At 71.4% G+C, this 23,141-nt stretch carries 21 protein-coding genes; 20 read left to right on the top strand and 1 reads right to left on the bottom strand.

The window, feature by feature from the left end; all coding sequences use genetic code 11:
• Window positions 1-17: 17 nt before the first annotated feature.
• The 6 genes from AB0E24_RS28100 (at window position 18) to nusB (ending at window position 5,073) form a co-directional block, all read left to right on the top strand.
• Window positions 18-500 carry a shikimate kinase gene (locus AB0E24_RS28100; RefSeq protein ID WP_359381091.1) on the top strand — a complete coding sequence of 161 codons (483 nt, stop codon included), beginning with the start codon at window positions 18-20 and terminating at the stop codon, window positions 498-500.
• Window positions 497-1,600, top strand: coding sequence for a 3-dehydroquinate synthase (gene aroB, locus AB0E24_RS28095; RefSeq protein ID WP_359381087.1), 1,104 nt, complete (start codon window positions 497-499; stop codon window positions 1,598-1,600). The genes AB0E24_RS28100 and aroB overlap by 4 nt, the downstream gene beginning before the upstream one ends.
• A gap of 317 nt (window positions 1,601-1,917) precedes the next feature.
• Window positions 1,918-2,796 carry a Pro-rich N-terminal domain-containing protein gene (locus AB0E24_RS28090; protein ID WP_069869880.1) on the top strand — a complete coding sequence of 293 codons (879 nt, stop codon included), beginning with the start codon at window positions 1,918-1,920 and terminating at the stop codon, window positions 2,794-2,796.
• Window positions 2,797-2,865: 69 nt separating this feature from the next.
• Window positions 2,866-3,996 carry a M24 family metallopeptidase gene (locus tag AB0E24_RS28085; protein ID WP_069869881.1) on the top strand — a complete coding sequence of 377 codons (1,131 nt, stop codon included), beginning with the start codon at window positions 2,866-2,868 and terminating at the stop codon, window positions 3,994-3,996.
• 64 nt (window positions 3,997-4,060) lie between these two features.
• Entirely contained in the window at window positions 4,061-4,627 is a 567-nt protein-coding gene (gene efp / locus AB0E24_RS28080; protein WP_069869786.1) for an elongation factor P, read from the top strand.
• A gap of 2 nt (window positions 4,628-4,629) precedes the next feature.
• A complete protein-coding gene (gene nusB / locus AB0E24_RS28075) occupies window positions 4,630-5,073 on the top strand; it encodes a transcription antitermination factor NusB (RefSeq protein WP_069869787.1) in 444 nt (147 codons plus the stop codon).
• 137 nt (window positions 5,074-5,210) lie between these two features.
• Here nusB and bldD read toward each other — a convergent pair whose 3' ends face one another.
• Complete coding sequence (gene bldD / locus AB0E24_RS28070) at window positions 5,211-5,711, bottom strand: transcriptional regulator BldD (RefSeq protein WP_014056259.1); 501 nt, start codon at window positions 5,709-5,711, stop codon at window positions 5,211-5,213.
• Window positions 5,712-5,933: 222 nt separating this feature from the next.
• On the opposite strand from bldD, the gene pyrR reads away from it, so the two are divergent.
• The 14 genes from pyrR (at window position 5,934) to AB0E24_RS28000 (ending at window position 22,618) form a co-directional block, all read left to right on the top strand.
• The gene (pyrR, locus tag AB0E24_RS28065; protein ID WP_069869788.1) at window positions 5,934-6,515 is read left to right on the top strand and encodes a bifunctional pyr operon transcriptional regulator/uracil phosphoribosyltransferase PyrR; all 582 of its coding nucleotides are present in this window, start codon (window positions 5,934-5,936) and stop codon (window positions 6,513-6,515) included.
• A 137-nt stretch (window positions 6,516-6,652) separates the two neighbouring features.
• Window positions 6,653-7,633, top strand: a complete 981-nt coding sequence (locus tag AB0E24_RS28060) for an aspartate carbamoyltransferase catalytic subunit (RefSeq protein ID WP_069869789.1) — start codon at window positions 6,653-6,655, stop codon at window positions 7,631-7,633.
• A gap of 2 nt (window positions 7,634-7,635) precedes the next feature.
• A complete protein-coding gene (locus tag AB0E24_RS28055; protein WP_069869790.1) occupies window positions 7,636-8,931 on the top strand; it encodes a dihydroorotase in 1,296 nt (431 codons plus the stop codon).
• Window positions 8,928-9,542, top strand: a complete 615-nt coding sequence (locus tag AB0E24_RS28050; protein ID WP_069869791.1) for a PH-like domain-containing protein — start codon at window positions 8,928-8,930, stop codon at window positions 9,540-9,542. The genes AB0E24_RS28055 and AB0E24_RS28050 overlap by 4 nt, the downstream gene beginning before the upstream one ends.
• Window positions 9,539-10,678, top strand: coding sequence for a glutamine-hydrolyzing carbamoyl-phosphate synthase small subunit (carA, locus tag AB0E24_RS28045; protein WP_359381077.1), 1,140 nt, complete (start codon window positions 9,539-9,541; stop codon window positions 10,676-10,678). Before AB0E24_RS28050 ends, carA begins: the two co-directional genes overlap by 4 nt.
• Window positions 10,671-13,982, top strand: a complete 3,312-nt coding sequence (gene carB, locus AB0E24_RS28040) for a carbamoyl-phosphate synthase large subunit (protein ID WP_359381073.1) — start codon at window positions 10,671-10,673, stop codon at window positions 13,980-13,982. Before carA ends, carB begins: the two co-directional genes overlap by 8 nt.
• Window positions 13,983-14,076: 94 nt before the next feature.
• Complete coding sequence (locus AB0E24_RS28035) at window positions 14,077-15,186, top strand: quinone-dependent dihydroorotate dehydrogenase (RefSeq protein ID WP_359381070.1); 1,110 nt, start codon at window positions 14,077-14,079, stop codon at window positions 15,184-15,186.
• Window positions 15,183-16,034 (top strand): orotidine-5'-phosphate decarboxylase, encoded by an 852-nt coding sequence (gene pyrF, locus AB0E24_RS28030; protein WP_359381067.1) that lies wholly within the window; start codon window positions 15,183-15,185, stop codon window positions 16,032-16,034. Before AB0E24_RS28035 ends, pyrF begins: the two co-directional genes overlap by 4 nt.
• A 204-nt stretch (window positions 16,035-16,238) precedes the next feature.
• Complete coding sequence (locus AB0E24_RS28025; RefSeq protein ID WP_009713618.1) at window positions 16,239-16,562, top strand: integration host factor; 324 nt, start codon at window positions 16,239-16,241, stop codon at window positions 16,560-16,562.
• Between the two features lie 48 nt (window positions 16,563-16,610).
• Window positions 16,611-17,177 carry a guanylate kinase gene (gene gmk / locus AB0E24_RS28020; RefSeq protein WP_069869796.1) on the top strand — a complete coding sequence of 189 codons (567 nt, stop codon included), beginning with the start codon at window positions 16,611-16,613 and terminating at the stop codon, window positions 17,175-17,177.
• Between the two features lie 78 nt (window positions 17,178-17,255).
• Complete coding sequence (rpoZ, locus tag AB0E24_RS28015) at window positions 17,256-17,516, top strand: DNA-directed RNA polymerase subunit omega (protein ID WP_020867048.1); 261 nt, start codon at window positions 17,256-17,258, stop codon at window positions 17,514-17,516.
• Window positions 17,517-17,655: 139 nt separating this feature from the next.
• Window positions 17,656-18,864 carry a bifunctional phosphopantothenoylcysteine decarboxylase/phosphopantothenate--cysteine ligase CoaBC gene (coaBC, locus tag AB0E24_RS28010; protein ID WP_359381062.1) on the top strand — a complete coding sequence of 403 codons (1,209 nt, stop codon included), beginning with the start codon at window positions 17,656-17,658 and terminating at the stop codon, window positions 18,862-18,864.
• A gap of 280 nt (window positions 18,865-19,144) precedes the next feature.
• A complete protein-coding gene (metK, locus tag AB0E24_RS28005) occupies window positions 19,145-20,353 on the top strand; it encodes a methionine adenosyltransferase (RefSeq protein WP_069869798.1) in 1,209 nt (402 codons plus the stop codon).
• A gap of 99 nt (window positions 20,354-20,452) precedes the next feature.
• Window positions 20,453-22,618 (top strand): primosomal protein N', encoded by a 2,166-nt coding sequence (locus tag AB0E24_RS28000; RefSeq protein WP_359381059.1) that lies wholly within the window; start codon window positions 20,453-20,455, stop codon window positions 22,616-22,618.
• Window positions 22,619-23,141 lie beyond the last annotated feature (523 nt).

Genomic DNA, 23,141 nt, shown 5'->3' with positions numbered 1-23,141 from the left:
TTGTGTTGGTCGGGCCCATGGGGGTTGGGAAGACCACCGTCGGGCAGGTGCTCGCGGAGCGGCTCGGCACCACCTTCCGCGACACCGACACCGACATCGTCACGGCCGCCGGCAAGGAGATCTCGGAGATCTTCATCGACGAGGGCGAGCCGCACTTCCGCGAGCTGGAGCGGCAGGCCGTACGGACCGCCGTCGCCGAGCACGAGGGCGTGCTCGCGCTGGGCGGCGGCGCCGTTCTGGACGAGGACACCCGGGCGCTGCTCAGCGGCCGTCCCGTCGTCTTCCTGGAGATGGGCGTCGCCGCGGCCGTCAAGCGCACCGGGCTTGACGCCCCGCGCCCGCTGCTCGCGGTCAATCCGCGTCAGCGCTGGCGTGAGCTGATGGAGCAGCGCCGCCCGCTGTACACCGAGGTCGCCCGCGCCGTGGTGTCGACCGAGGACCGCACCCCCGACGACGTGGCCGATGCCGTCCTGGACGTACTGGAGCTGAAGAACGCATGACACCCCCTGTGGCCGAGACCCCTACGCGCATCCAGGTCGGAGGCACCGCGGGCACCGCGCCGTACGAGGTGCTGATCGGCCGGCAGCTGCTCGGCGAGCTTCCCGGGCTGCTCGGCACGGGAGCCAAGCGCGTCGCCGTTCTGCATCCCGAGGCGCTGGCCGAGACCGGTGAGGCCATCCGCCAGGACCTCGCCGAGCAGGGGTACGACGCCATCGCGATCCAGCTGCCCAACGCGGAGGAGGCCAAGACCGCCGAGGTCGCCGCGTACTGCTGGAAGGCGCTCGGACAGACCGGCTTCACCCGCACCGATGTGATCGTCGGCGTCGGCGGCGGCGCCACCACCGACCTCGCCGGATTCGTCGCCGCCACCTGGCTGCGCGGAGTGCGCTGGATCGCCGTCCCCACGACCGTGCTCGGCATGGTGGACGCCGCCGTGGGCGGCAAGACCGGGATCAACACCGCCGAGGGCAAGAACCTCGTCGGCGCCTTCCACCCCCCGGCCGGGGTGCTGTGCGATCTGGCCGCGCTGGAGTCGCTGCCGGTCAACGACTACGTCAGCGGGCTCGCCGAGGTCATCAAGGCGGGCTTCATCGCCGATCCGGAGATCCTGGAGCTGATCGAGCGGGACCCGGCCGCCGCCCGCACGCCCACCGGTCCGTACACCGCCGAGCTCATCGAGCGCTCCATCCGGGTCAAGGCCGAGGTCGTCTCCAGCGACCTCAGGGAGTCCGGGCTGCGGGAGATCCTCAACTACGGGCACACGCTCGCCCACGCCATCGAGAAGAACGAGCGCTACAACTGGCGCCATGGCGCGGCGGTCTCCGTGGGCATGGTCTTCGCCGCCGAACTGGGCCGTCTGGCGGGCCGTTTGGACGACGCCACGGCCGACCGGCACCGCGCCGTCCTGGAGGCCGTGGGACTGCCGCTCACTTACCGTGGCGACCAGTGGCCCAAGCTGCTGGAGACCATGAAGGTGGACAAGAAGTCCCGCGGTGACCTGCTGCGCTTCATCGTCCTGGACGGTATCGCCAAGCCCACCGTGCTGGAGGGTCCGGACCCGGCGGTGCTGCTCGCCGCGTACGCCGAGGTCTCCGGCTGATCCGGCCCTCGGGCCGTAGTGGGCCGTTGTCCCCTTCGTCGTCTCCGTCGACGTCGCGTCACAACTGTGTCATCGCCTTCGAAGCCCGCGGCATCGCCGCGGGCTTTCGAACAACCTCGCATCCCCTCGCAGTTGCGGCCCTTGAGGGACGAATTGCCTGGCTGGCGAGGGGTTGCGGGCGGACTATCGGTTTGCGCGGCGTTCACACAGCTGAGCTTTGGGCAGGTACCGTTCGGTAGGAGCGGCCTCGCCGCCGCCGTATCAGCATGTGACAGTTGTCGGACGAGAACTGCCTGTACGAGACGGAGTGCCACCGGATGCAGCATGCAGTGGGAGCTCCGCTGCCACCGCCCCACCAGCCGGGGCCGGTTCCCGGGCCACAGGGTGCGGGCTGGGCCCAGGGCGCGAATGCGAGCCATCACCCGGGAACTCACCCCAATCCGCCCGCGCCTCCCGTGCCCGGGCACCCCGCACCTCCTCCCGCACAACATCCGGTGTCGCCTCCTCCGCCCGCCCCGCCCGCGCCCCCCGGGGCGCCGCTGGAGACGGTGAACACCACCGGCCATATCCAGCTGCCGCCCGGCGGTCCGGTGCCGCTGCCCCACCCCCCGGCGGACCCGTCGGTCGCCGATCTCTCGCAGGCGGCGGTGGCGGTGCTGCTGATCGGACCGGCCGGGGCGGGCAAGACGACGGTCGCGCGCCACTGGGCCGACCGCCGCCGGGTGCCGACCGCGCACATCAGCCTGGACGACGTGCGGGAGTGGGTCCGCTCCGGTTTCGCCAACCCCCAGTCGGGGTGGAACGAGAACTCCGAGGCGCAGTACCGTCTCGCCCGCCGCACCTGCGGCTTCGCCGCCCGTAACTTCCTGGCCAACGGGATCTCCTGCATCCTCGACGACGCCGTCTTCCCCGACCGCCCGGTCGTCGGCCTCGGTGGCTGGAAGCGCCATGTGGGCCCCGGGCTGCTGCCGGTGGTGGTCCTTCCGGGCCTGGAGATCGTCCTGGAGCGGAACGCGGCCCGCAGTGGCAACCGCCGCCTCAGCGACGAGGAGGTGGCGCGGATCCACGGCCGGATGGCCGGGTGGTACGGCTCCGGCCTGCCGATCATCGACAACTCCACGCACGATGTGGAGACCACGGCCCGCATGCTCGACGAGGTGGTCACCCGCTCCATCGCGAGCCCCCCGAGCTGGTGACGCCCCTCGGCTCACTCGCCGGAGCCACTGGAGGAGCCGTGCGTCCCGAGCGTGCGTAACCTCGGGGACATGTCCGAGGTGTACGCGGCGCGACGTGCCCGTCTGCGCGATCAGTGCGCCGCGGCCGGGAGCGCGGCGGCGCTGGTCTCCCGGCCCGCCAATGTGCGCTATCTCTGCGGCGCCGTGCCGCCCGGGGCCGTGCTGCTGCTCGGGCCCGTCCAGGACGTGATGGTGGCCGCCGAGGTGCCGGCCACCCCACCGCTCTCACCACCCGCACCGCCTCCTTCGGGGACGCCGCGTGCGGAGGAGCCACGGCTGCTGGTCCTGCCCGGCGCGGACGGCGATCCGGTGGTGGCCGCCGCCGATCTGGCCGCGGCGGACGGCGCCGAGTCGCTGGCCGTCGAGGAGCACGATCTGACCGTCGCCCGCCATCGGGCGCTCGGCGCCGCCGCCCCCCGGCTCCGCCTGGCCGATCTGGGCCGCTGCGTGGAGCAGTTGCGGCTGGTCAAGGACGACGAGGAGATCTCCTGTATGCGGATCGCCGGGGAGCTCGCCGACCAGGCGCTCGGCGAGCTGCTGGAGTCGATCCTGGTGGGCCGCACCGAGCGTCATCTGGCGCTGGAGCTGGATCGCCGGCTGGTGGACCACGGCGCGGACGGCCCGGCCTTCCCCACCGTGGTCGCGGCGGGGCCCAACGCGGGGCGCCCCGGCCATCTGCCCACCGACCGGCGGGTCGAGGAGGGCGATTTCCTCAGCATCTGCCTGGGCGCCGACTACCGCGGCTACCGCTGTCAGGTGGGCCGTACCTTCGTCATCGGCCCCTCGCCCGCGGACTGGCAGGTCGAGTTGTACGACGCCGTCTTCGCCGCTCAGCGGGCCGGGCGGGAGGCGCTGTTGCCGGGCCGGGCGTACCGGGATGTGGACCGGGTGACCCGTCAGGTGCTGAACGCCGCGGGCTACGGAGACGCGCTGGAACCGTGCACCGGACACGGTGTGGGCCTGGAAATCGACGAGGACCCTCGGCTCACACCGTCCGCCATGGGTAAACTGGACGCTTGTGTGCCGGTCACCGTCGAGCCGGGGGTTCACCTCCCGGGCCGGGGCGGTGTCCGGATCGACGACACGCTCGTCGTCCGCCCCGAGGCGGACGGCGGACCCGAGCTACTCACCATCACGACCAAAGAGCTGCTCGCGCTCTAGCGGAACAGGGCGCGCCGGCGGCTTTCTGGTCTCCGCCAGCAGCAGTCCAGGAGATCCCGCAACCGTGGCATCCACGAACGACCTCAAGAACGGCATGGTGCTCAAGCTCGACGGCGGCCAGCTGTGGTCCGTTGTCGAGTTCCAGCACGTCAAGCCCGGCAAGGGCCCGGCTTTCGTGCGCACCAAGCTCAAGAATGTGCTGTCCGGCAAGGTGGTCGACAAGACCTTCAACGCCGGCGTGAAGGTCGAGACGGCCAGTGTCGACAAGCGCGGCATGCAGTTCTCGTACAAGGACGGCGAGAGCTTTGTGTTCATGGACATGGACACCTTCGACCAGATCTACATCACCCCCGAGGTCGTCGGCGACAACGCCCGCTACCTGCTCGAAGGTTTCGAGGCCGTCGTGGCGATGTACGAGGGCAATCCGCTCTACGTCGAGCTGCCCGCCGCCGTCGAGCTGGTGATCGAGTACACCGAGCCGGGCGTCCAGGGCGACCGCTCCACCGGTGGCACCAAGCCCGCCAAGCTGGAGACCGGCTACGAGATCGGCGTGCCGCTGTTCATCACCACCGGTGAGAAGATCAAGGTCGACACCCGCTCCGGTGAGTACCTCGGTCGGGTGAACAACTAACCGTGGCTGCCCGCAACAAGGCCCGTAAGCGCGCCTTCCAGATCCTCTTCGAGGCCGATCAGCGCGGCAGCGCCGTGCAGACCGTGCTCGCGGACTGGATCCGGCTCGCCCGGACCGACGACCGGCAGCCGCCGGTCAGCGAATACACGATGCAGCTCGTCGAGGGATACGCCCAGCACATCGAGCGGATCGACGAGCTCATCGCCACCTACGCGGTGGGCTGGACGCTGGACCGGATGCCGGTCGTGGACCGGAACATTCTGCGACTGGGCGCGTATGAGCTGGTGTGGGAGGACGCGACCCCGGACGCGGTGGTGATCGACGAGGCGGTGCAGCTCGCCAAGGAGTTCTCCACCGATGACTCACCGGCCTTCGTGAACGGCCTGCTGGGCCGTATCAAGGAGCTGAAGCCGAGTCTGCGCCGCGATCAGGAGCCCCAGACATAGCGCCGCCGCACAGGCGCGGAACGCACGCCGCACAGGGGCGTCATATGACAGAGCCGCCGGGGGCGGTGGAGGACCCAGAAGGGCTCCACCGCCCCCGGCGGCACGTTTCTGCTGGTGAAGAGCGGATAAATGGGGACTCAGACGTCTTCGTGCTGAACGGCGCGGCGGGCGTCGGCGCCCAACACGCCCCAGCTGATCAACTGCTCGGTCAGCACGGACGGCGACTGGTCGTAGATAACGGCGAGGGTGCGCAGATCGTCCTGGCGGATCGAGAGCACCTTGCCGTTGTAGTCACCACGCTGGCTCTGGATCGTCGCGGCGTACCGCTGAAGCGGGCCCGCCTTCTCGACCGGCACATGGGCCAGTCGCTCAAGGTCCAGTACCAGCTTCGGCGGCGGTTCGGCGGCTCCGGCCGGGCTCGTGCCCGGAAGCAGCTCCTGCACCGGGACGCCGTAGAAGTCGGCCAGCTCGGCGAGACGCTGCACGGTCACGGCGCGGTCGCCGCGCTCGTACGATCCCACCACCACGGCCTTCCAGCGGCCCTGGGACTTCTCCTCGACACCGTGGAGGGAGAGGCCCTGCTGGGTGCGGATGGCGCGGAGCTTGGCCCCGAGCTGTTTGGCGTATTCGCTGGACATAAAGCTCCCCGGACGCTGTATCGACGTGCGGCTCTGCCGCGCGGCTGGTCACTCACTGTGAGGTTACGCAGCGTAATTTCCATTCGTCAAGCCGAACGGAGCGGAGGGGCTCCGGCCAGGGGTGTTGACGGAGGAGCCGAGTACCCCTGCTAGTGTGAATGGCGCAAATCCGACCGTCCTTTAAGGTCCGTCCCGTGAGGCGGAGAAGGAGGTCCGTTTCGTATGGACGCCCGTACCTCGGACGCCGCGCGTCCCGTGCTGGAAGCACCGGATATCGCGCGCGTTCTCACCCGCATCGCCCACGAGATCGTCGAGCGCGCCAAAGGCGCCGATGACGTGGTGCTGCTCGGCATTCCCACCCGTGGTGTCTTTCTTGCCCGGCGGCTGGCCGCCCGGCTCGAAGAGATCACCGGCAGGCCCGGCCGGATCCCGGTCGGCTCGCTCGACATCACGATGTACCGCGACGACCTGAGGCTGCGCCCGGCCCGCGCACTCGCCCGCACCGAGATCCCCGACGACGGCATCGACGGCCGTCTGGTGGTCCTCGTCGACGATGTGCTCTTCTCCGGCCGCACCATCCGCGCCGCGCTCGACGCCCTCGGTGACATCGGGCGGCCGCGCGCGGTCCAGCTCGCGGTCCTCGTCGACCGTGGTCACCGTGAACTGCCGATCCGCGCCGACTACGTCGGCAAGAACCTCCCCACGTCGCTGCGGGAGACGGTCAAGGTCCAGCTCACCGAGGAGGACGGCCGCGACAGCGTGCTCCTCGGGCTGCGCGAGACCACCCCCGCGGACGGGAAGTAGCGCCCCTCACCGACGGCGAGTGCCGCCCCGGCGACCCCGGGGGACCCGCCCGAAGGACCACCGGTGCCGCCGGGCACCGGTCCCCGCGCCTGCCCGCCCGCATGCCCGCACACCTCCTTCACCCACGGAGCAACCGGATGAAGCGCCACCTCATCTCGGCCGCCGACCTCTCGCGCGACGACGCCGTCCTGATCCTCGACACCGCCGAGGAACTGGCCAGGCTCGCCGACCGGCCGATCAAGAAACTGCCGACCCTGCGCGGCCGTACCGTCGTCAACCTCTTCTTCGAGGACTCCACCCGCACCCGTATCTCCTTCGAGGCGGCCGCCAAGCGGCTGTCCGCCGACGTCATCAACTTCTCCGCCAAGGGCTCCTCGGTCTCCAAGGGCGAATCCCTGAAGGACACCGCGCTCACCCTGGAGGCGATGGGCGCCGACGCCGTGGTGATCCGCCACCACGCCTCCGGTGCCCCGCACCGGCTGGCCACCTCCGGCTGGATCAACGGCGCCGTGGTGAACGCCGGCGACGGCACCCATGAGCACCCCACCCAGGCGCTGCTCGACGCCTTCACCGTCCGCCGCCATCTGTGCCCGGAAGCCTCCGGAGTCGGGCAGGACCTGGCCGGGCGCCGGATCACGATCGTCGGCGATGTCCTGCACAGCCGGGTGGCCCGCTCCAACGTCCATCTGCTGTCCACCCTGGGCGCCGAGGTCACGCTGGTCGCCCCGCCGACGCTGGTCCCCTTCGGCGTGGAGAGCTGGCCCTGCGAGGTCTCCTACGACCTGGACGCGGTGGTCGGCAAGACCGACGCCGTGATGATGCTGCGCGTCCAGCGCGAGCGTATGAACGCGGCCTTCTTCCCCACCGAGCGGGAGTACGCCCGCCGCTACGGCCTGGACGGCGACCGCATGTCCCGGATGCCGGAGCACGCCATTGTGATGCACCCCGGCCCCATGAACCGCGGTATGGAGATCAGCGCGGAGGTCGCGGACTCCGACCGCTGCACCGCCGTCGAGCAGGTCGCCAACGGTGTCTCGATCCGCATGGCCGTCCTGTATCTGCTGCTCGGCGGGAACGAGTCCGCCGTCGCCGCCGCCCGCACCGAGGAGAGCAAGTGACCATGAGCGACACCCACAAGACGCTGCTGCGCGGGGCGAAGGTGCTCGGCGGCGAGCCGCGGGACGTGCTGATCGAGGGGGAGCGGATCGCCGCGGTCGGCACCGGTCTGGACGCGGACGGCGCCACCGTGATCGACGTCGCCGGGCAGATCCTGCTGCCGGGCCTGGTCGACCTCCACACCCATCTGCGCGAGCCCGGCCGGGAGGACTCCGAGACGGTCCTCACCGGCACCCGGGCCGCCGCGGTGGGCGGTTTCACCGCGGTCCACGCCATGGCCAACACCTTCCCGGTCGCCGACACCGCGGGCGTCGTCGAGCAGGTCTGGCGGCTGGGCAGGGAGTCCGGCTACTGCGATGTCCAGCCCGTCGGGGCGGTCACCGTGGGCCTGGAGGGCAAGAAACTCGCCGAGCTGGGCGCGATGCACGACTCGGCCGCCGGGGTGCGGGTCTTCTCCGACGACGGCAAGTGTGTGGACGACGCGGTGATCATGCGCCGTGCGCTGGAGTATGTGAAGGCGTTCGACGGTGTCATCGCCCAGCACGCCCAGGAGCCCCGTCTGACCGAGGGCGCCCAGATGAACGAGGGCGTCGTCTCCGCCGAGCTGGGCCTGGGCGGCTGGCCGGCCGTCGCCGAGGAGTCGATCATCGCCCGCGATGTGCTGCTCGCCGCCCACGTCGGCTCCCGGGTGCACATCTGCCATCTGTCCACCGCGGGCTCGGTCGAGATCGTCCGCTGGGCCAAGTCCAAGGGGTGGAACGTCACCGCCGAGGTCACCCCGCACCATCTGCTGCTGACCGACGAGCTCGTACGCTCCTACGACCCCGTCTTCAAGGTGAACCCGCCGCTGCGCACCGAGGCCGATGTGATGGCGCTGCGTGAGGCGCTCGCCGACGGCACCATCGACTGCGTGGCCACCGACCACGCCCCGCATCCGCACGAGGACAAGGACTGCGAGTGGGGCGCGGCGGCCATGGGCATGGTGGGCCTGGAGACGGCGCTCTCCGTGGTCCAGCACACCATGGTGGACACCGGGCTGCTGGACTGGACGGGCGTCGCCGACCGGATGTCGGTGCGGCCCTCGGCCATCGGCCGGCTGACCGGCCACGGCCGTCCCGTCGCCGCCGGGGAGCCCGCCAACCTCACCCTGCTCGACTCCGCTTACCGTGGTGTGGTGAACCCCGCGGGCTTCGCCTCCCGCAGCCGGAACACCCCCTACGAGGGCCGTGAACTGCCGGGGCGTGTGACGCACACCTTCCTGCGGGGCCGGGCGACGGTTGTGGACGGGAAGCTGACGTGACATCTCCGGGTCATCCGGTGGCGGGCCTCGCGGGATTCGCGGGCCTCGCCGCCGAGCAGAAATCGCAGGACGTGACGGACTGGGCCGCCAGGATCGGATGGGTCGTCGGGCTGCTGCTGGTCATCGCGCTGGTCTACTGGCTGATGCGCGAGGGCTGGAAGTGGCGCGGCACCCTCCAGGGCGACCTCCCGGAGCCGCCCCGGGCCCCGGCCGAGCCGGGCGATCCCGAGCTGTCGATGAGCGGCCGCTACCACGGCTCCACCACCGCCGGGCAGTGGCTGGACCGGATCGTGGCCCATGGCCTCGGCACCCGCAGCCGGGCCGAGCTCACCCTCACCGACCGGGGCGTGCACGTCGTACGGCCGGGCGCCCGGGACTTCTTCATCCCCGCCGCCCAGCTGCGCGGCGCCCGGCTCGACAAGGGCATCGCGGGCAAGGTCCTCGCCGAGGGCGGGCTGCTGGTGATCACCTGGCAGCTGGGCGAGAAGCTGATCGACTCGGGCTTCCGCTCCGACCACGCCGCCGAGCACCCGGCCTGGGTCGACGCCCTCAGCTCCGCCGACAACGACCAGAACCACCCGAGCAACCAGACGGAAGGCGCCGAACGATGACGACCTCCACCCGGGGCGCCAGCGCCCCCGCCGTACTCGTCCTGGAGGACGGCCGCACCTTCCGCGGCCGGGCCTACGGGGCCGTGGGGGAGACCTTCGGCGAGGCCGTGTTCTCCACCGGGATGACCGGCTACCAGGAGACCCTGACCGACCCCTCCTACCACCGCCAGGTCGTCGTGATGACCGCCCCGCACATCGGGAACACCGGCGTCAACGACGAGGACCCGGAGTCCGAGCGGATCTGGGTCTCCGGCTATGTGGTGCGCGACCCGGCACGTACGCCCTCCAACTGGCGCTCCCGCCGCTCGCTCGACGAGGAGCTCGCCGCCCAGGGCGTCGTCGGCATCAGCGGGATCGACACCCGCGCCCTCACCCGCCATCTGCGCGAGCGCGGCGCCATGCGGGTGGGCATCTTCTCGGGTGCGGCGATCGCCGAGGAGGGCGCGCTGCTGTCGAAGGTGCGGGCTGCCCCGCAGATGAAGGGCGCCGACCTCAGCGGGGAGGTGGCCACCGAGGAGGCTTATGTCGTCCCGGCGATCGGCACCAAGAAGTTCACCGTCGCCGCGATCGACCTGGGCATCAAGGGCATGACCCCGCACCGGATGGCCGAGCGCGGCATAGAGGTGCATGTGCTGCCCGCGACCGCCACCGCCCGGGACATCTACGCGGTCGGCCCGGACGGGGTCTTCTTCTCCAACGGACCGGGCGACCCGGCCACCGCCGACCACCCCGTCGCCCTGATGCGGGCCGTGCTGGAGCGCTCCACACCGCTGTTCGGCATCTGCTTCGGCAACCAGATCCTCGGCCGCGCGCTCGGCTTCGGCACCTTCAAGCTGAAGTACGGCCACCGCGGGATCAACCAGCCGGTGCAGGACCGTACCACCGGAAAGGTCGAGGTCACCGCCCATAACCACGGCTTCGCCGTGGACGCCCCGCTCGACGCGCCGTCCGACACCCCCTACGGCCGCGCCGAGGTCTCCCATGTCTGCCTCAACGACAACGTGGTCGAGGGGCTGCGGCTGCTCGACCGCCCCGCGTTCAGCGTCCAGTACCACCCCGAAGCCGCCGCCGGTCCGCATGACGCCGCGTACCTTTTCGACCGCTTCGTGTCCCTGATGGAGGGCCAGCGTGCCTAAGCGCACCGACATCCAGTCCGTTCTGGTCATCGGCTCCGGCCCGATCGTCATCGGCCAGGCCGCCGAGTTCGACTACTCCGGTACCCAGGCGTGCCGGGTGCTGAAGGCCGAGGGCCTGCGGGTCGTCCTGGTCAACTCCAACCCGGCCACGATCATGACCGACCCGGAGATCGCCGACGCCACCTATGTCGAGCCGATCACCCCGGAGTACGTCGAGAAGATCATCGCCAAGGAGCGCCCCGACGCGCTGCTGCCCACCCTCGGCGGCCAGACCGCGCTCAACACCGCCATCTCGCTGCACGAGGCGGGCACCCTCGAGGAGTACGGCGTCGAGCTGATCGGCGCCAATGTCCAGGCGATCCACAAGGGCGAGGACCGCGACCAGTTCAAGGAGGTCGTCGAGGCCGTCCACGCCAAGATCGGCCACGGTGAGTCCGCCCGCTCGGTCATCTGCCACTCCATGGACGACGTCCTCGCGGGCGTCGAGCGGCTCGGCGGCTACCCCGTCGTGGTCCGCCCCTCCTTCACCATGGGCGGCGCGGGCTCCGGCTTCGCCCACGACGAGGACGAGCTGCGCCGTATCGCCGGCCAGGGCCTGACCCTCTCGCCGACCACCGAGGTGCTCCTGGAGGAGTCCATCCTCGGCTGGAAGGAGTACGAGCTGGAGCTGATGCGCGACCGGAACGACAATGTCGTGGTCGTCTGCTCCATCGAGAACTTCGACCCCATGGGCGTGCACACCGGTGACTCGATCACCGTCGCCCCGGCGATGACGCTCACCGACCGCGAGTACCAGATCCTGCGGGACATCGGCATCGCCGTCATCCGCGAGGTCGGGGTGGACACCGGCGGCTGCAACATCCAGTTCGCGGTCAACCCCGAGGACGGCCGGGTCATCGTCATCGAGATGAACCCGCGCGTCTCCCGCTCCTCGGCGCTCGCCTCCAAGGCCACCGGCTTCCCCATCGCCAAGATCGCCGCGAAGCTGGCCGTCGGCTACACCCTGGACGAGATCCCCAACGACATCACCCAGGAGACCCCGGCCTCCTTCGAGCCCACGCTCGACTATGTCGTGGTCAAGGTGCCGCGCTTCGCCTTCGAGAAGTTCCCGGCCGCCGACGCCCGGCTCACCACCACCATGAAGTCGGTCGGCGAGGCCATGGCCATCGGCCGCAACTTCACCGAGGCGCTCCAGAAGGCGCTGCGCTCGCTGGAGAAGAAGGGCAGCCAGTTCGACTTCACCGAGGAGCCGGGCGACAAGGCCGAGCTGCTGGTCAAGGCCGCCGTCCCCACCGACGGGCGGATCAACACCGTGATGCGGGCGATCCGCGCCGGGGCCACCCCGGGGGAGGTCTTCGACGCCACCGGCATCGACCCGTGGTTCGTGGACCAGCTCTACCTGATCAAGGAGATCGCGGACGAGCTCGCCGCCGCCGACAAGCTCCGCCCCGAACTCCTCGGCGAGGCCAAGCGGCACGGCTTCTCCGACGCCCAGATCGCCGGGATCCGCTCGCTGCGCGAGGACGTGGTCCGCGAGGTGCGGCACGCGCTGGGCATCCGGCCCGTCTACAAGACGGTCGACACCTGCGCCGCCGAGTTCGCCGCCAGGACCCCGTACTTCTACTCCTCCTACGACGAGGAGTCCGAGGTCGCCCCGCGCGAAACCCCGGCTGTGATCATCCTCGGCTCGGGCCCCAACCGCATCGGCCAGGGCATCGAGTTCGACTACTCCTGCGTCCACGCCTCCTTCGCGCTGCATGACGCGGGCTATGAGACCGTCATGGTCAACTGCAACCCGGAGACCGTCTCCACCGACTACGACACCTCCGACCGGCTCTACTTCGAGCCGCTCACCCTGGAGGACGTACTGGAGATCGTCCACGCGGAAACGCAGGCGGGCCCCGTCGCCGGTGTGATCGTCCAGCTCGGCGGTCAGACCCCGCTGGGCCTGGCCCAGGCGCTCAAGGACAACGGCGTGCCGATCGTCGGCACCTCGCCCGAGGCGATCAACCTCGCCGAGGAGCGCGGCGCCTTCGGCCGGGTGCTCACCGAGGCCGGGCTGCCCGCGCCCAAGTACGGCACCGCCTTCTCCTTCGAGCAGGCCAAGGGCATCGCCACCGAGATCGGCTACCCGGTCATGGTCCGCCCCTCCTATGTGCTCGGCGGCCGCGGTATGGAGATCGTCTACGACGAGCCCTCGCTCGCCGCGTACCTGGAGCGGCACGCCGGGCTGATCTCCGAGCACCCCGTGCTGATCGACCGCTTCCTCGACGACGCGATAGAGATCGACGTGGACGCGCTCTACGACGGCGAGGAGCTCTACCTCGGCGGCGTCATGGAGCACATCGAGGAGGCCGGGATCCACTCCGGCGACTCGGCCTGCGCCCTGCCCCCGATCACCCTCGGCGGCTTCGACATCAAGCGGCTGCGCGCCTCGACCGAGGCCATCGCGCGCGGTGTGGGCGTCCGCGGGCTGATCAACATCCAGTTCGCGATGGCCGGGGACATTCTGTACGTACTGGAGGCGAACCCGCGCGCCTCCCGTACCGTCCCCTTCACCTCCAAGGCCACCGCCGTCCCGCTGGCCAAGGCCGCCGCCCGGATCTCGCTGGGCGCCACCATCGCCGGGCTGCGCGCCGAGGGGCTGCTGCCCTCCAGCGGCGACGGCGGCACGCTGCCGATGGACGCGCCGATCTCCGTCAAGGAGGCCGTGATGCCGTGGTCGCGGTTCCGGGACGCCTCCGGGCGCGGGGTGGACACCATCCTCGGCCCGGAGATGCGCTCCACCGGTGAGGTCATGGGCATCGACTCGGTCTTCGGCGCGGCCTACGCCAAGTCGCAGGCCGGGGCGTACGGCGCGCTGCCGACCAAGGGGCGCGCGTTCGTCTCCGTGGCCAACCGCGACAAGCGCTCGATGATCTTCCCGGCCCGGGAGCTGGTCGGCCTCGGCTTCGAGCTGCTGGCCACCTCGGGCACGGCGGAGGTGCTCAAGCGCAACGGGATCAACGCCACCGTGGTGCGCAAGCACAGCGAGGGCGAGGGCCCGAACGGCGAGAAGACCATCGTCCAGCTCATCCACGAGGGCGAGGTCGACCTGATCGTCAACACCCCGTACGGCACCGGCGGCCGGCTCGACGGCTATGACATCCGTACGGCGTCCGTCGCCCGCAGCGTCCCGTGCCTGACCACCGTCCAGGCGCTCGCGGCCGCCGTCCAGGGCATCGAGGCGCTGGGGCGGGGCGCGGTCGGCGTCCGGTCGCTCCAGGAACACGCGGAACATCTGACCGCCGCCCGCGAGGAGTGAGGCGAGCGAGGGGGACACCGGCCGGTGTCCCCCTCTTCATGAGCCCACCCCGCTTCCTGGGCCCCACCCCTCGCCCCCGCGTAGAAAGCCCCTCATGTACACGCTCCTCTTCAACCTGATCTTCCGGCGGATGGATCCGGAGAACGCCCATCACCTGGCCTTCTCCTGGATCCGCCGGGCCGCCCGCGTCCCCGTGCTGCGGACGTTCATCGCCGCCGTCCTCGCCCCCCGCCACACGGCGCTGCGCACCGAGGCGCTGGGCCTGCGGATGCACGGGCCCTTCGGGCTGGCCGCCGGATTCGACAAGAACGCCGCCGGAATCGACGGCATGGCCATGCTGGGCTTCGACCATGTCGAGATCGGCACGGTCACCGCCCAGCCACAGCCCGGCAACCCCAAGCGGCGGCTGTTCCGGCTGGTCGCCGACCGCGCCCTGATCAACCGGATGGGGTTCAACAACGAGGGCTCGGCGGCGGTCGCGGCCCGTCTCGCGGCCCGGCGCCCGGCCTTCGCCACGACGGTCGGCGTCAACATCGGCAAGACCAAGGCCGTCCCGGAGGCGGAGGCCGTCGCCGACTATGTGACCTCCACCGAGCGGCTCGCCGCCCACGCCGACTACCTCGTCGTCAACGTCTCCTCGCCCAATACCCCCGGACTGCGGAACCTCCAGGCCGTGGACCAGCTGCGGCCGCTGCTGACCGCCGTCCGCGAGGCCGCGGACCGCACGGTCACCGAACGCCGGGTGCCACTTCTGGTCAAGATCGCGCCGGATCTCGCCGACGAGGACGTGGACGCGGTCGCCGATCTCGCGGTCGAACTCGGCCTGGACGGCATCATCGCCACCAACACGACCATCGCGCGGGACGGCCTCGGCCTCACCTCCCCCTCGAGCCTCACCGCCGAGACCGGCGGCCTGTCCGGAGCCCCCCTCAAGGCGCGCTCCCTGGAGGTGCTGCGCCGCCTGTACGCCCGGGTCGGGGACCGGCTGACCCTGGTCGGGGTCGGCGGGATCGAGACCGCGGACGACGTCTGGGAGCGGATTCTGGCCGGCGCCACGCTGGTACAGGGCTACAGCGCCTTCATCTACCGGGGCCCGTTCTGGTGCCGTGGGATCCACCGCGGCCTCGCCGCCCGCCTGGCCGCGAGCCCGTACGCCACCCTCGCCGAGGCCGTCGGCGCCAAGGCTCACAAGGAGAACGCATGACGACCCCCTTCGGCACCCGCCTGCGCGCCGCCATGGACGCCCGCGGCCCCCTGTGCGTCGGCATCGACCCGCACGCCTCCCTGCTCGCCGACTGGGGCCTGGGGGACGATGTGGCCGGTTTGGAGCGGTTCACCCGGACCGTCGTGGACGCGCTCGCCGAGCGGGTCGCCGTCCTCAAGCCGCAGTCGGCCTTCTACGAGCGGTTCGGCTCCCGCGGCATCGCGGTGCTCGAGCGGGCGGTGGCCGACGCCCGCGCCGCCGGGGCGCTGGTGCTGATGGACGCCAAGCGCGGCGACATCGGCTCGACCATGGCCGCGTACGCCTCGGCCTATCTGGATCCGGCCGGTCCGCTGTTCTCGGACGCGATCACCCTCAGCCCCTACCTCGGCTTCGGCTCGCTGCGCCCGGCGCTGGACGCGGCGCGGGCGGCGGGCGCGGGCGTCTTCGTACTGGCGCTGACCTCAAATCCGGAGGGCGCCGAGGTGCAGCACGCGGTGCGGCCCGACGGAACGACCGTCGCGGCCACCGTGCTGAGGGCGCTCAAGGCCGAGAACGCCGCCGAGGCCGCCGAGGGCCGCCTCGGCTCGTACGGCGCGGTGGTCGGCGCGACGCTGGGCGGGGCGGCGGGGGAGGCGGGCGCCGATCTGGCGATCGACGGTCCGCTGCTGGCCCCCGGCATCGGGGCCCAGGGCGCGACCCCCGCCGATCTCCCGGCGGTTTTCGGTCCGGCGGTGCGGAATGTCGTCCCGAGCGTCAGCAGGGGGGTGCTCCGGCACGGTCCGGACGCCGCGTCGCTGGTCGAGGCGGCGTCCAGAATGGCTGATGAAGTGCGTGCTGTGGCCGAATAACCCGGCTACTTTGTCCGCAAATGTCCGAGTCGAGCGAGTCTGACCAGGACTTTTCGTCTGTTCTCGCTGACTGGAGCGGGATCGGCCGCTAGTCTCCGACGAGAGCGAACGTGCTGCTGCGTTGCGCGTTGCTCCCCAGGTGAGGGGCGACTAGGTTCCTCACCGGTCCATATCCGACAGTTCGACATCCGAGGTGACGTAGGCGTGGCTCTTCCGCCCCTTACCCCTGAACAGCGCGCAGCCGCGCTCGAAAAGGCCGCCGCGGCTCGCCGGGAGCGCGCCGAGGTCAAGAATCGACTCAAGCACTCCGGCGCTTCCCTGCACGAGGTCATCAAGCAGGGCCAGGAGAACGACGTCATCGGCAAGATGAAGGTGTCCGCTCTCCTGGAGTCCCTGCCCGGCGTCGGCAAGGTCCGCGCCAAGCAGATCATGGAGCGGCTCGGCATCTCCGAGAGCCGTCGTGTGCGGGGTCTGGGCTCCAACCAGATCGCGTCGCTCGAGCGTGAGTTCGGCGGCGCCGCCGGCTGACGAGGCCCGGCGTTTCCAGGCACTCCCGGGAACCTGGATAATCGCTCCATGGCAGCACACTCCGCACGACCGCGATTGACCGTGCTCTCCGGCCCCTCCGGGGTCGGCAAGAGCACGGTCGTCGCCCATATGCGCAAGGAACACCCCGAGGTCTGGCTCTCGGTCTCCGCCACGACCCGGCGACCGCGCCCCGGTGAGCGGGACGGCGTTCACTATTTCTTCGTGGACGACGGGGAGTTCGACAAGCTCATAGCCAATGGTGAGCTGCTGGAGTGGGCCGAGTTCGCGGGCAACCGCTACGGCACCCCGCGCGAGGCGGTCATGGACCGCCTCGGCGCGGGGGAGCCGGTGCTGCTGGAGATCGACCTACAGGGCGCACGGCAGATCCGCGAGTCCATGCCGGAGGCGCAGCTGGTCTTCCTGGCGCCGCCGAGCTGGGAGGAGCTGGTGCGCCGGCTCACCGGCCGGGGCACCGAGGCGCCCGAGGTGATCGAGCGGCGGCTGGAGGCCGCGCGGACCGAGCTGGCCGCCGAGTCAGAGTTCGATACGACCTTGGTCAATACCTCCGTCCAGGACGTTTCCCATGAGCTGCTAGCCTTGATGCGAGTGGCTTGATCTTCGATTCACTCTTGCCATGAGGCGAAATTCTTGCCATGAGGCAGAAATAAGGAAGGCTAGAGAGTGTCCTCTCCCATGACCGCGCCCGAGGGGATCATCAACCCTCCGATTGATGAGCTGCTCGAGGCCACCGACTCCAAGTACAGCCTGGTGATCTACGCCGCCAAGCGCGCGCGGCAGATCAACGCGTACTACTCCCAGCTCGGTGAGGGCCTGCTCGAGTACGTCGGTCCCCTCGTGGACACCCACGTCCACGAGAAGCCCCTCTCGATCGCGCTCCGCGAGATCAACGCGGGCCTGCTGACCTCCGAGGCCATCGAGGGCCCGGCTCAGTAGTTCTCGGATCACTTCATCACGGCCCGGCAGAGATGCCGGGCCCGTGGTGTGTCATGGGTACGTGAGACGACCCGGCGTACCGTGACTGGACGTACGGCCCGATGTGACATCCGACGTACCCGGTGGGGAGAGCCGAGCGATGGACAAGCCCAAGGTGGTTCTGGGGGTCAGTGGCGGGATCGCCGCCTACAAGGCGTGTGAGCTGTTGCGCCGCCTCACCGAGTCCGGCCATGACGTACGCGTCGTGCCGACCGCCTCGGCGCTGCACTTCGTCGGCGAGGCCACCTGGTCCGCGCTGTCCGGGCATCCGGCGACGACCGAGGTCTGGGACTCCGTCCATGAGGTGCCGCACGTCCGCATCGGCCAGTCCGCCGATCTGCTCGTGATCGCCCCCGCCACCGCCGATCTGCTCGCCAAGGCCGCCCATGGCCTGGCGGACGATCTGCTCACCAATACGCTGCTCACCGCGCGCTGTCCGGTCGTCTTCGCGCCCGCGATGCACACCGAGATGTGGGAGCACCCCGCCACCCAGGAGAACGTGGCGACCCTGCGCCGCCGCGGCGCCGTCGTCATCGAACCCGCCGTGGGGCGGCTCACCGGCGTGGACACCGGCAAGGGGCGGCTGCCGGACCCCGGGGAGATCTTCGAGGTCTGCCGCCGGGTGCTGGCCCGCGGCGCCGAGGCGCTCACCGCCGATCTGGCCGGCCGCCATGTCGTGGTCAGCGCCGGGGGCACCCGCGAACCGCTGGACCCGGTGCGCTTCCTCGGCAACCGCTCCACCGGCCGCCAGGGGTACGCCCTGGCCCGCGCCGCCGTCGCCCGGGGCGCCCGGGTGACTCTTGTCTCGGCCAACAGCGAGCTGCCCGCCCCGGCCGGCGCCGATGTGGTGCGCGCGGGCACCGCGGCCCAGCTGCGCGAGGCCGTGCTCAAGGCGGCCGCGGACGCCGACGCCGTGGTGATGGCCGCCGCCGTGGCCGATTTCCGCCCCGCGCGGTACGCCGAGGGGAAGATCAAGAAGCGCGAGGGCCAGGAGCCCGAGCCGCTCGCCCTGGTACGGAATCCGGACATCCTCGCCGAGATCTCAGCCGAGCGCGCCCGCCCCGGCCAGATCGTGGTGGGTTTCGCCGCCGAAACCGACGATGTGCTCGCCAACGGCCGCGCCAAGCTCGCCCGCAAGGGCTGCGATCTGCTGGTGGTCAACGAGGTCGGGGAGCACAAGACCTTCGGCGCGGAGACCAACGAGGCCGTGGTGCTCGGCGCCGACGGCACCGAGACGCCCGTGCCGTACGGCCCCAAGGGCGCGCTGGCCGACACCGTCTGGGATCTGGTGGCCCGCCGCCTGGGCTGAGCCCGGCCCCGGCGGGGCTGTTCGATGCCCCTGAAGCGGGGCGACGGCACGGCCGATCGGGCTCATGACAGCTCATGACACGTTCCTGCCACGGCGGGGTGGGGCTGTATTTCGGCTTGAGGCAAGGTATGTTCCCGGACACGGGCCTGCCCGTTCTGTGGGACGGGAATGCTTGACCGGTGGACGTGCCGGATAAACTGGCCCAGGAACCGCACCGGGCGCAGCTCCCGAGCGGTCCGACCATGATCAGCCAGCAGCCGCTGCAACCCCAGGGAGCGATGTGTCCCGCCGCCTGTTCACCTCGGAGTCCGTGACCGAGGGTCACCCCGACAAGATCGCCGACCAGATCAGCGACACCATCCTCGACGCCCTTCTCAAGGAGGACCCGACCTCCCGGGTCGCCGTCGAAACCTTGATCACCACCGGCCTGGTGCATGTGGCCGGCGAGGTGACCACCAAGGCGTACGCCCCGATCGCGACGCTCGTGCGGAACAAGATCCTCGACATCGGCTACGACTCGTCGAAGAAGGGTTTCGACGGCGCCTCCTGCGGCGTTTCGGTGTCGATCGGCTCACAGTCCCCCGACATCGCCCAGGGTGTGGACTCCGCCTACGAGCTCCGGGTCGAGGGCGATGAGGACGAGCTGGACAAGCAGGGCGCGGGCGACCAGGGCCTGATGTTCGGGTACGCCTGCGACGAGACGCCCGAGCTGATGCCGCTGCCGATCAACCTGGCGCACCGGCTCTCCCGCCGGCTGTCCGAGGTCCGCAAGAACGGGACCATCCCCTACCTGCGCCCGGACGGCAAGACCCAGGTCACCATCGAGTACGACGGCAACAAGGCGGTCCGCCTGGACACCGTCGTCGTATCCTCGCAGCACGCTTCCGACATCGACCTGGACTCGCTGCTGGCTCCCGACATCCGGGAATTCGTGGTCGAGCACGTGCTGAAGGACCTGGTCGAGGACGGCATCAAGCTCGACACCGAGGGCTACCGTCTGCTGGTCAACCCCACCGGCCGCTTCGAGATCGGCGGCCCGATGGGCGACGCGGGGCTCACCGGCCGCAAGATCATCATCGACACCTACGGCGGCATGTCCCGCCACGGCGGCGGCGCCTTCTCCGGCAAGGACCCCTCCAAGGTCGACCGCTCCGCCGCCTACGCCATGCGCTGGGTCGCCAAGAACGTGGTGGCCGCCGGCCTCGCCCAGCGCTGCGAGGTCCAGGTCGCGTACGCCATCGGCAAGGCCGAGCCGGTCGGCCTCTTCATCGAGACCTTCGGCACCGCCGCGATCGACACCGAGAAGATCGAGAAGGCCATCTCCCAGGTCTTCGACCTCCGCCCGGCCGCGATCATCCGCGACCTCGACCTGCTCCGCCCGATCTACGCCCAGACCGCGGCGTACGGCCACTTCGGCCGCGAGCTCCCCGACTTCACCTGGGAGCGCACCGACCGGGTAGACGCCCTCCGCGCGGCAGCGGGCCTGTAAGGCCCCGGCCCGATCCCCACATCGACAAGGCCCGGACGCCTCTTGGCGTCCGGGCCTTCGCGTCCGTCGCTGTCCGTGCGGTCTGCTAAGACTTGATCTGTGAGCAGGGACAACGAGCGGCCGAAGGGCCCGGCGGAGACGGCGGAGGGGGAGCAGCTCGCGCTCATTCGGGAGACCGTGCGCAAGGCCAAGGTGACCAAGGCCAAGCCGCGGACGTGGCGCGGGGCCGCGCTGGCCGGGGAGCTGCCCGTGGCGCGGGTGCTCGTCGACAAGGGGCCGGTCCACCTCGACAAGTTGTGGGACTACGCGGTGCCGGCCGAGATGGACGCCGAGGCCCGCCCCGGGGTGCGGGTGCGGGTGCGGTTCGGGGCCGGGACGGGGAAGGTGCGCGAGGGGCGGCGCGAGGGCGGCGGGCTGCTCGACGGGTACATCATCGAGCGCGTCGCCGAGTCCGACTACCGGGGCCCGCTGGCCGCCCTCGCGCAGGTGGTCTCCCCGGAGCCGGTGCTGGGGCCGGGGCTGCTGGCGCTGTGCCGGGCGGTCGCCGACCGGTACGCCGGATCGCTCGCCGATGTGCTTCAGCTGGCTCTGCCCAAGCGCAACGCCCGCGCCGAGGGCGAGCCGTCACCGCCGTCGCTGCCCCCGCCGGAGCCGCCCGCGCCCGGGAGCTGGGCGCGCTATTCGGCCGGGCCCGGGTTCCTGGAGGCGCTTGCGCGCGGTGACCGGCCGCGGGCCGTATGGACCGCGCTGCCCGGACCGCACTGGCCCCGGGAGTGGGCCACCGCCGTGGCCGCCACGCTCGCGTCCGGGCGCGGGGCGCTCGTCGTCGTCCCCGACGGACGGACCGCCGAGCGGGTGGACGCCGCGCTCACCGAGGTGCTCGGCGGTCCGGGGCGGCATGTGCTGCTCACCGCCGACCTCGGGCCCGAGGAGCGCTACCGCCGCTGGCTGGCGGTCAGCCGGGGCTCGATCCGGGCGGTGGTGGGCACCCGCGCGGCGATGTTCGCGCCGGTCAGGGACCTCGGGCTGGTGGGGATCTGGGACGACGGCGACCGCAGCCACAGCGACGACCGGCTGCCGCAGCCGCACGCCCGCGATGTGCTGCTGCTGCGCGCCGTCCACGAGAAGACCGGCTTTCTGCTGGGCGACCTCGGCCGTACCGTCGAGGCCGCCCAGCTGGTGGAGAACGGCTGGGCCCGGCCGCTCGAAGCCGACCGCGAGCGGGTCCGCGCGGCCGCCCCGCTGATCCGTACGGTCGACGAGGGCGAAGTGGCCCGGGACGCGGAGGCCCGCGCCGCCCGGCTGCCCACGATCGCCTGGCAGACCGTACGGGAGGCGCTGACCCGGGGCCCCGTGCTGGTGCAGGTGCCGCGCCGGGGCTATGTGCCGAAGCTGGCCTGTGAGCGCTGCCGGGAGCCCGCGCGCTGTGCGCACTGCGCGGGTCCGCTGGAGGCGCGGGACGCGGAGCATCTGGTGTGCGGATGGTGCGGACGGGACGAACCCGCCTGGCACTGCCGCGAATGCGGGGGCGTCCGGCTGCGCGCGTCCATCGTCGGCGCCCGGCGCACCGCCGAGGAGCTGGGCCGGGCCTTTCCGGCGGTGCCCGTGCGCACCTCCGGGCGTGACCATGTGCTGACGTCCGTCCCCGACCGCCCGGCGCTCGTCGTGAGCACGCCGGGCGCCGAGCCGGTCGCCGAGGGCGGTTACGCCGCGGCGCTGCTGCTCGACGGCTGGGCCCTGCTCGGCCGCCCCGACCTGCGCGCCGGTGAGGACGCGCTGCGCCACTGGCTGGAGGCGGCCTCGCTGGTACGCGGCCATGGGGACGAGGGGGATGACGGCCGGGGCGGCACCGTGGTGATCATGGCCGAGCCGACGTTGCGGCCCGTCCAGGCGCTGGTGCGCTGGGACCCGGCCGGTTACGCGGCGCGCGAGCTGGCCGAACGGTCCCAGCTGGGCTTTCCGCCGATCTCACGGATGGCGGCGGTGACCGGCCCCGCGGAGGCGGTGGCCGAGCTGATCGCCTCGGCCCGGCTGCCCGAAGGGGCCGAGACGCTCGGCCCGGTCCCGCTGCCCCCGGCGCCCCCCGGGCGCCCGCGCCGCCCCGGAGACCCGCCGCCGGGCGAGGTCTGGGAGCGCGCGCTGCTGCGGGTGCGCCCAGGCCAGGGCAGCACACTCGCGGCGGCCCTCAAGGAGGCGAAGGCGCGTCGCCTGGCCCGGGGGGAGCGGGACCCCGCGGTGCGCGTGGATCCCCTGGACATCGGCTGAGCCGGCAGAGCCTCCGGGCGCTGAGTATCTTCCGACCGAGCCCGGCCTGCCTTCTCGCGGTGACCGGCTGAGCGGAAGGGCGCCTTCGAGCCTCCGGGGGCTGGGGTTTTCCTCCGGCCGGGGGCCACCGCCCGGCGGTAGCCGGTGGCGAGCTGAAGGGGCGCTTCGCTGTCGAACGCGGTGCTGTCGAAAGGGAGCGCGCGGGGCCCTGAGGAGGGGAGGGGCCGGGCACGGTCGACCGCCCGTGGCGGGGGCACCTCCCAGCAGCAGCTGGGGGAGGCTGAAGCGCCCCGGCGGGGGCACCTCCCGGCGGTGGCCGGTGGCGAGCTGAAGGGGCGCTTCGCTGTCGAATGCGGTGCTGTTGAAAGGGGGTGCGCGTGGAGGCCCCTGAGGGATGGAGGGGTCGGGCATGGTGGACCGCCGTGGCGGGGGCACCTCCCAGCAGCAGCTGGGGGAGGCTGAAGCGCAACGGGGGGCGCGCCTTCCAGCGGTAGCCGGGGGAGAACCGAGCCTCGTAAAAGGG

This window comes from Streptomyces malaysiensis subsp. malaysiensis (assembly GCF_040653035.1).
Taxonomy (GTDB): Bacteria; Actinomycetota; Actinomycetes; order Streptomycetales; family Streptomycetaceae; genus Streptomyces; species Streptomyces malaysiensis.
This window is presented reverse-complemented; position numbering and strand designations above follow the sequence as displayed.

What these genes read in the sequence shown, in the direction of transcription:
- AB0E24_RS28100 (WP_359381091.1), top strand. Translation starts at nt 18, where the DNA reads ATGGGGGTTGGGAAGACCACCGTCGGGCAGGTGCTCGCGGAGCGGCTC.
- aroB (WP_359381087.1), top strand. Translation starts at nt 497, where the DNA reads ATGACACCCCCTGTGGCCGAGACCCCTACGCGCATCCAGGTCGGAGGC.
- AB0E24_RS28090 (WP_069869880.1), top strand. Translation starts at nt 1,918, where the DNA reads ATGCAGCATGCAGTGGGAGCTCCGCTGCCACCGCCCCACCAGCCGGGG.
- AB0E24_RS28085 (WP_069869881.1), top strand. Translation starts at nt 2,866, where the DNA reads ATGTCCGAGGTGTACGCGGCGCGACGTGCCCGTCTGCGCGATCAGTGC.
- bldD (WP_014056259.1), bottom strand. Translation starts at nt 5,711, where the DNA reads ATGTCCAGCGAATACGCCAAACAGCTCGGGGCCAAGCTCCGCGCCATC.
- pyrR (WP_069869788.1), top strand. Translation starts at nt 5,934, where the DNA reads ATGGACGCCCGTACCTCGGACGCCGCGCGTCCCGTGCTGGAAGCACCG.
- AB0E24_RS28060 (WP_069869789.1), top strand. Translation starts at nt 6,653, where the DNA reads ATGAAGCGCCACCTCATCTCGGCCGCCGACCTCTCGCGCGACGACGCC.
- AB0E24_RS28055 (WP_069869790.1), top strand. Translation starts at nt 7,636, where the DNA reads ATGAGCGACACCCACAAGACGCTGCTGCGCGGGGCGAAGGTGCTCGGC.
- carA (WP_359381077.1), top strand. Translation starts at nt 9,539, where the DNA reads ATGACGACCTCCACCCGGGGCGCCAGCGCCCCCGCCGTACTCGTCCTG.
- AB0E24_RS28035 (WP_359381070.1), top strand. Translation starts at nt 14,077, where the DNA reads ATGTACACGCTCCTCTTCAACCTGATCTTCCGGCGGATGGATCCGGAG.
- pyrF (WP_359381067.1), top strand. Translation starts at nt 15,183, where the DNA reads ATGACGACCCCCTTCGGCACCCGCCTGCGCGCCGCCATGGACGCCCGC.
- gmk (WP_069869796.1), top strand. Translation starts at nt 16,611, where the DNA reads ATGGCAGCACACTCCGCACGACCGCGATTGACCGTGCTCTCCGGCCCC.
- rpoZ (WP_020867048.1), top strand. Translation starts at nt 17,256, where the DNA reads ATGACCGCGCCCGAGGGGATCATCAACCCTCCGATTGATGAGCTGCTC.
- coaBC (WP_359381062.1), top strand. Translation starts at nt 17,656, where the DNA reads ATGGACAAGCCCAAGGTGGTTCTGGGGGTCAGTGGCGGGATCGCCGCC.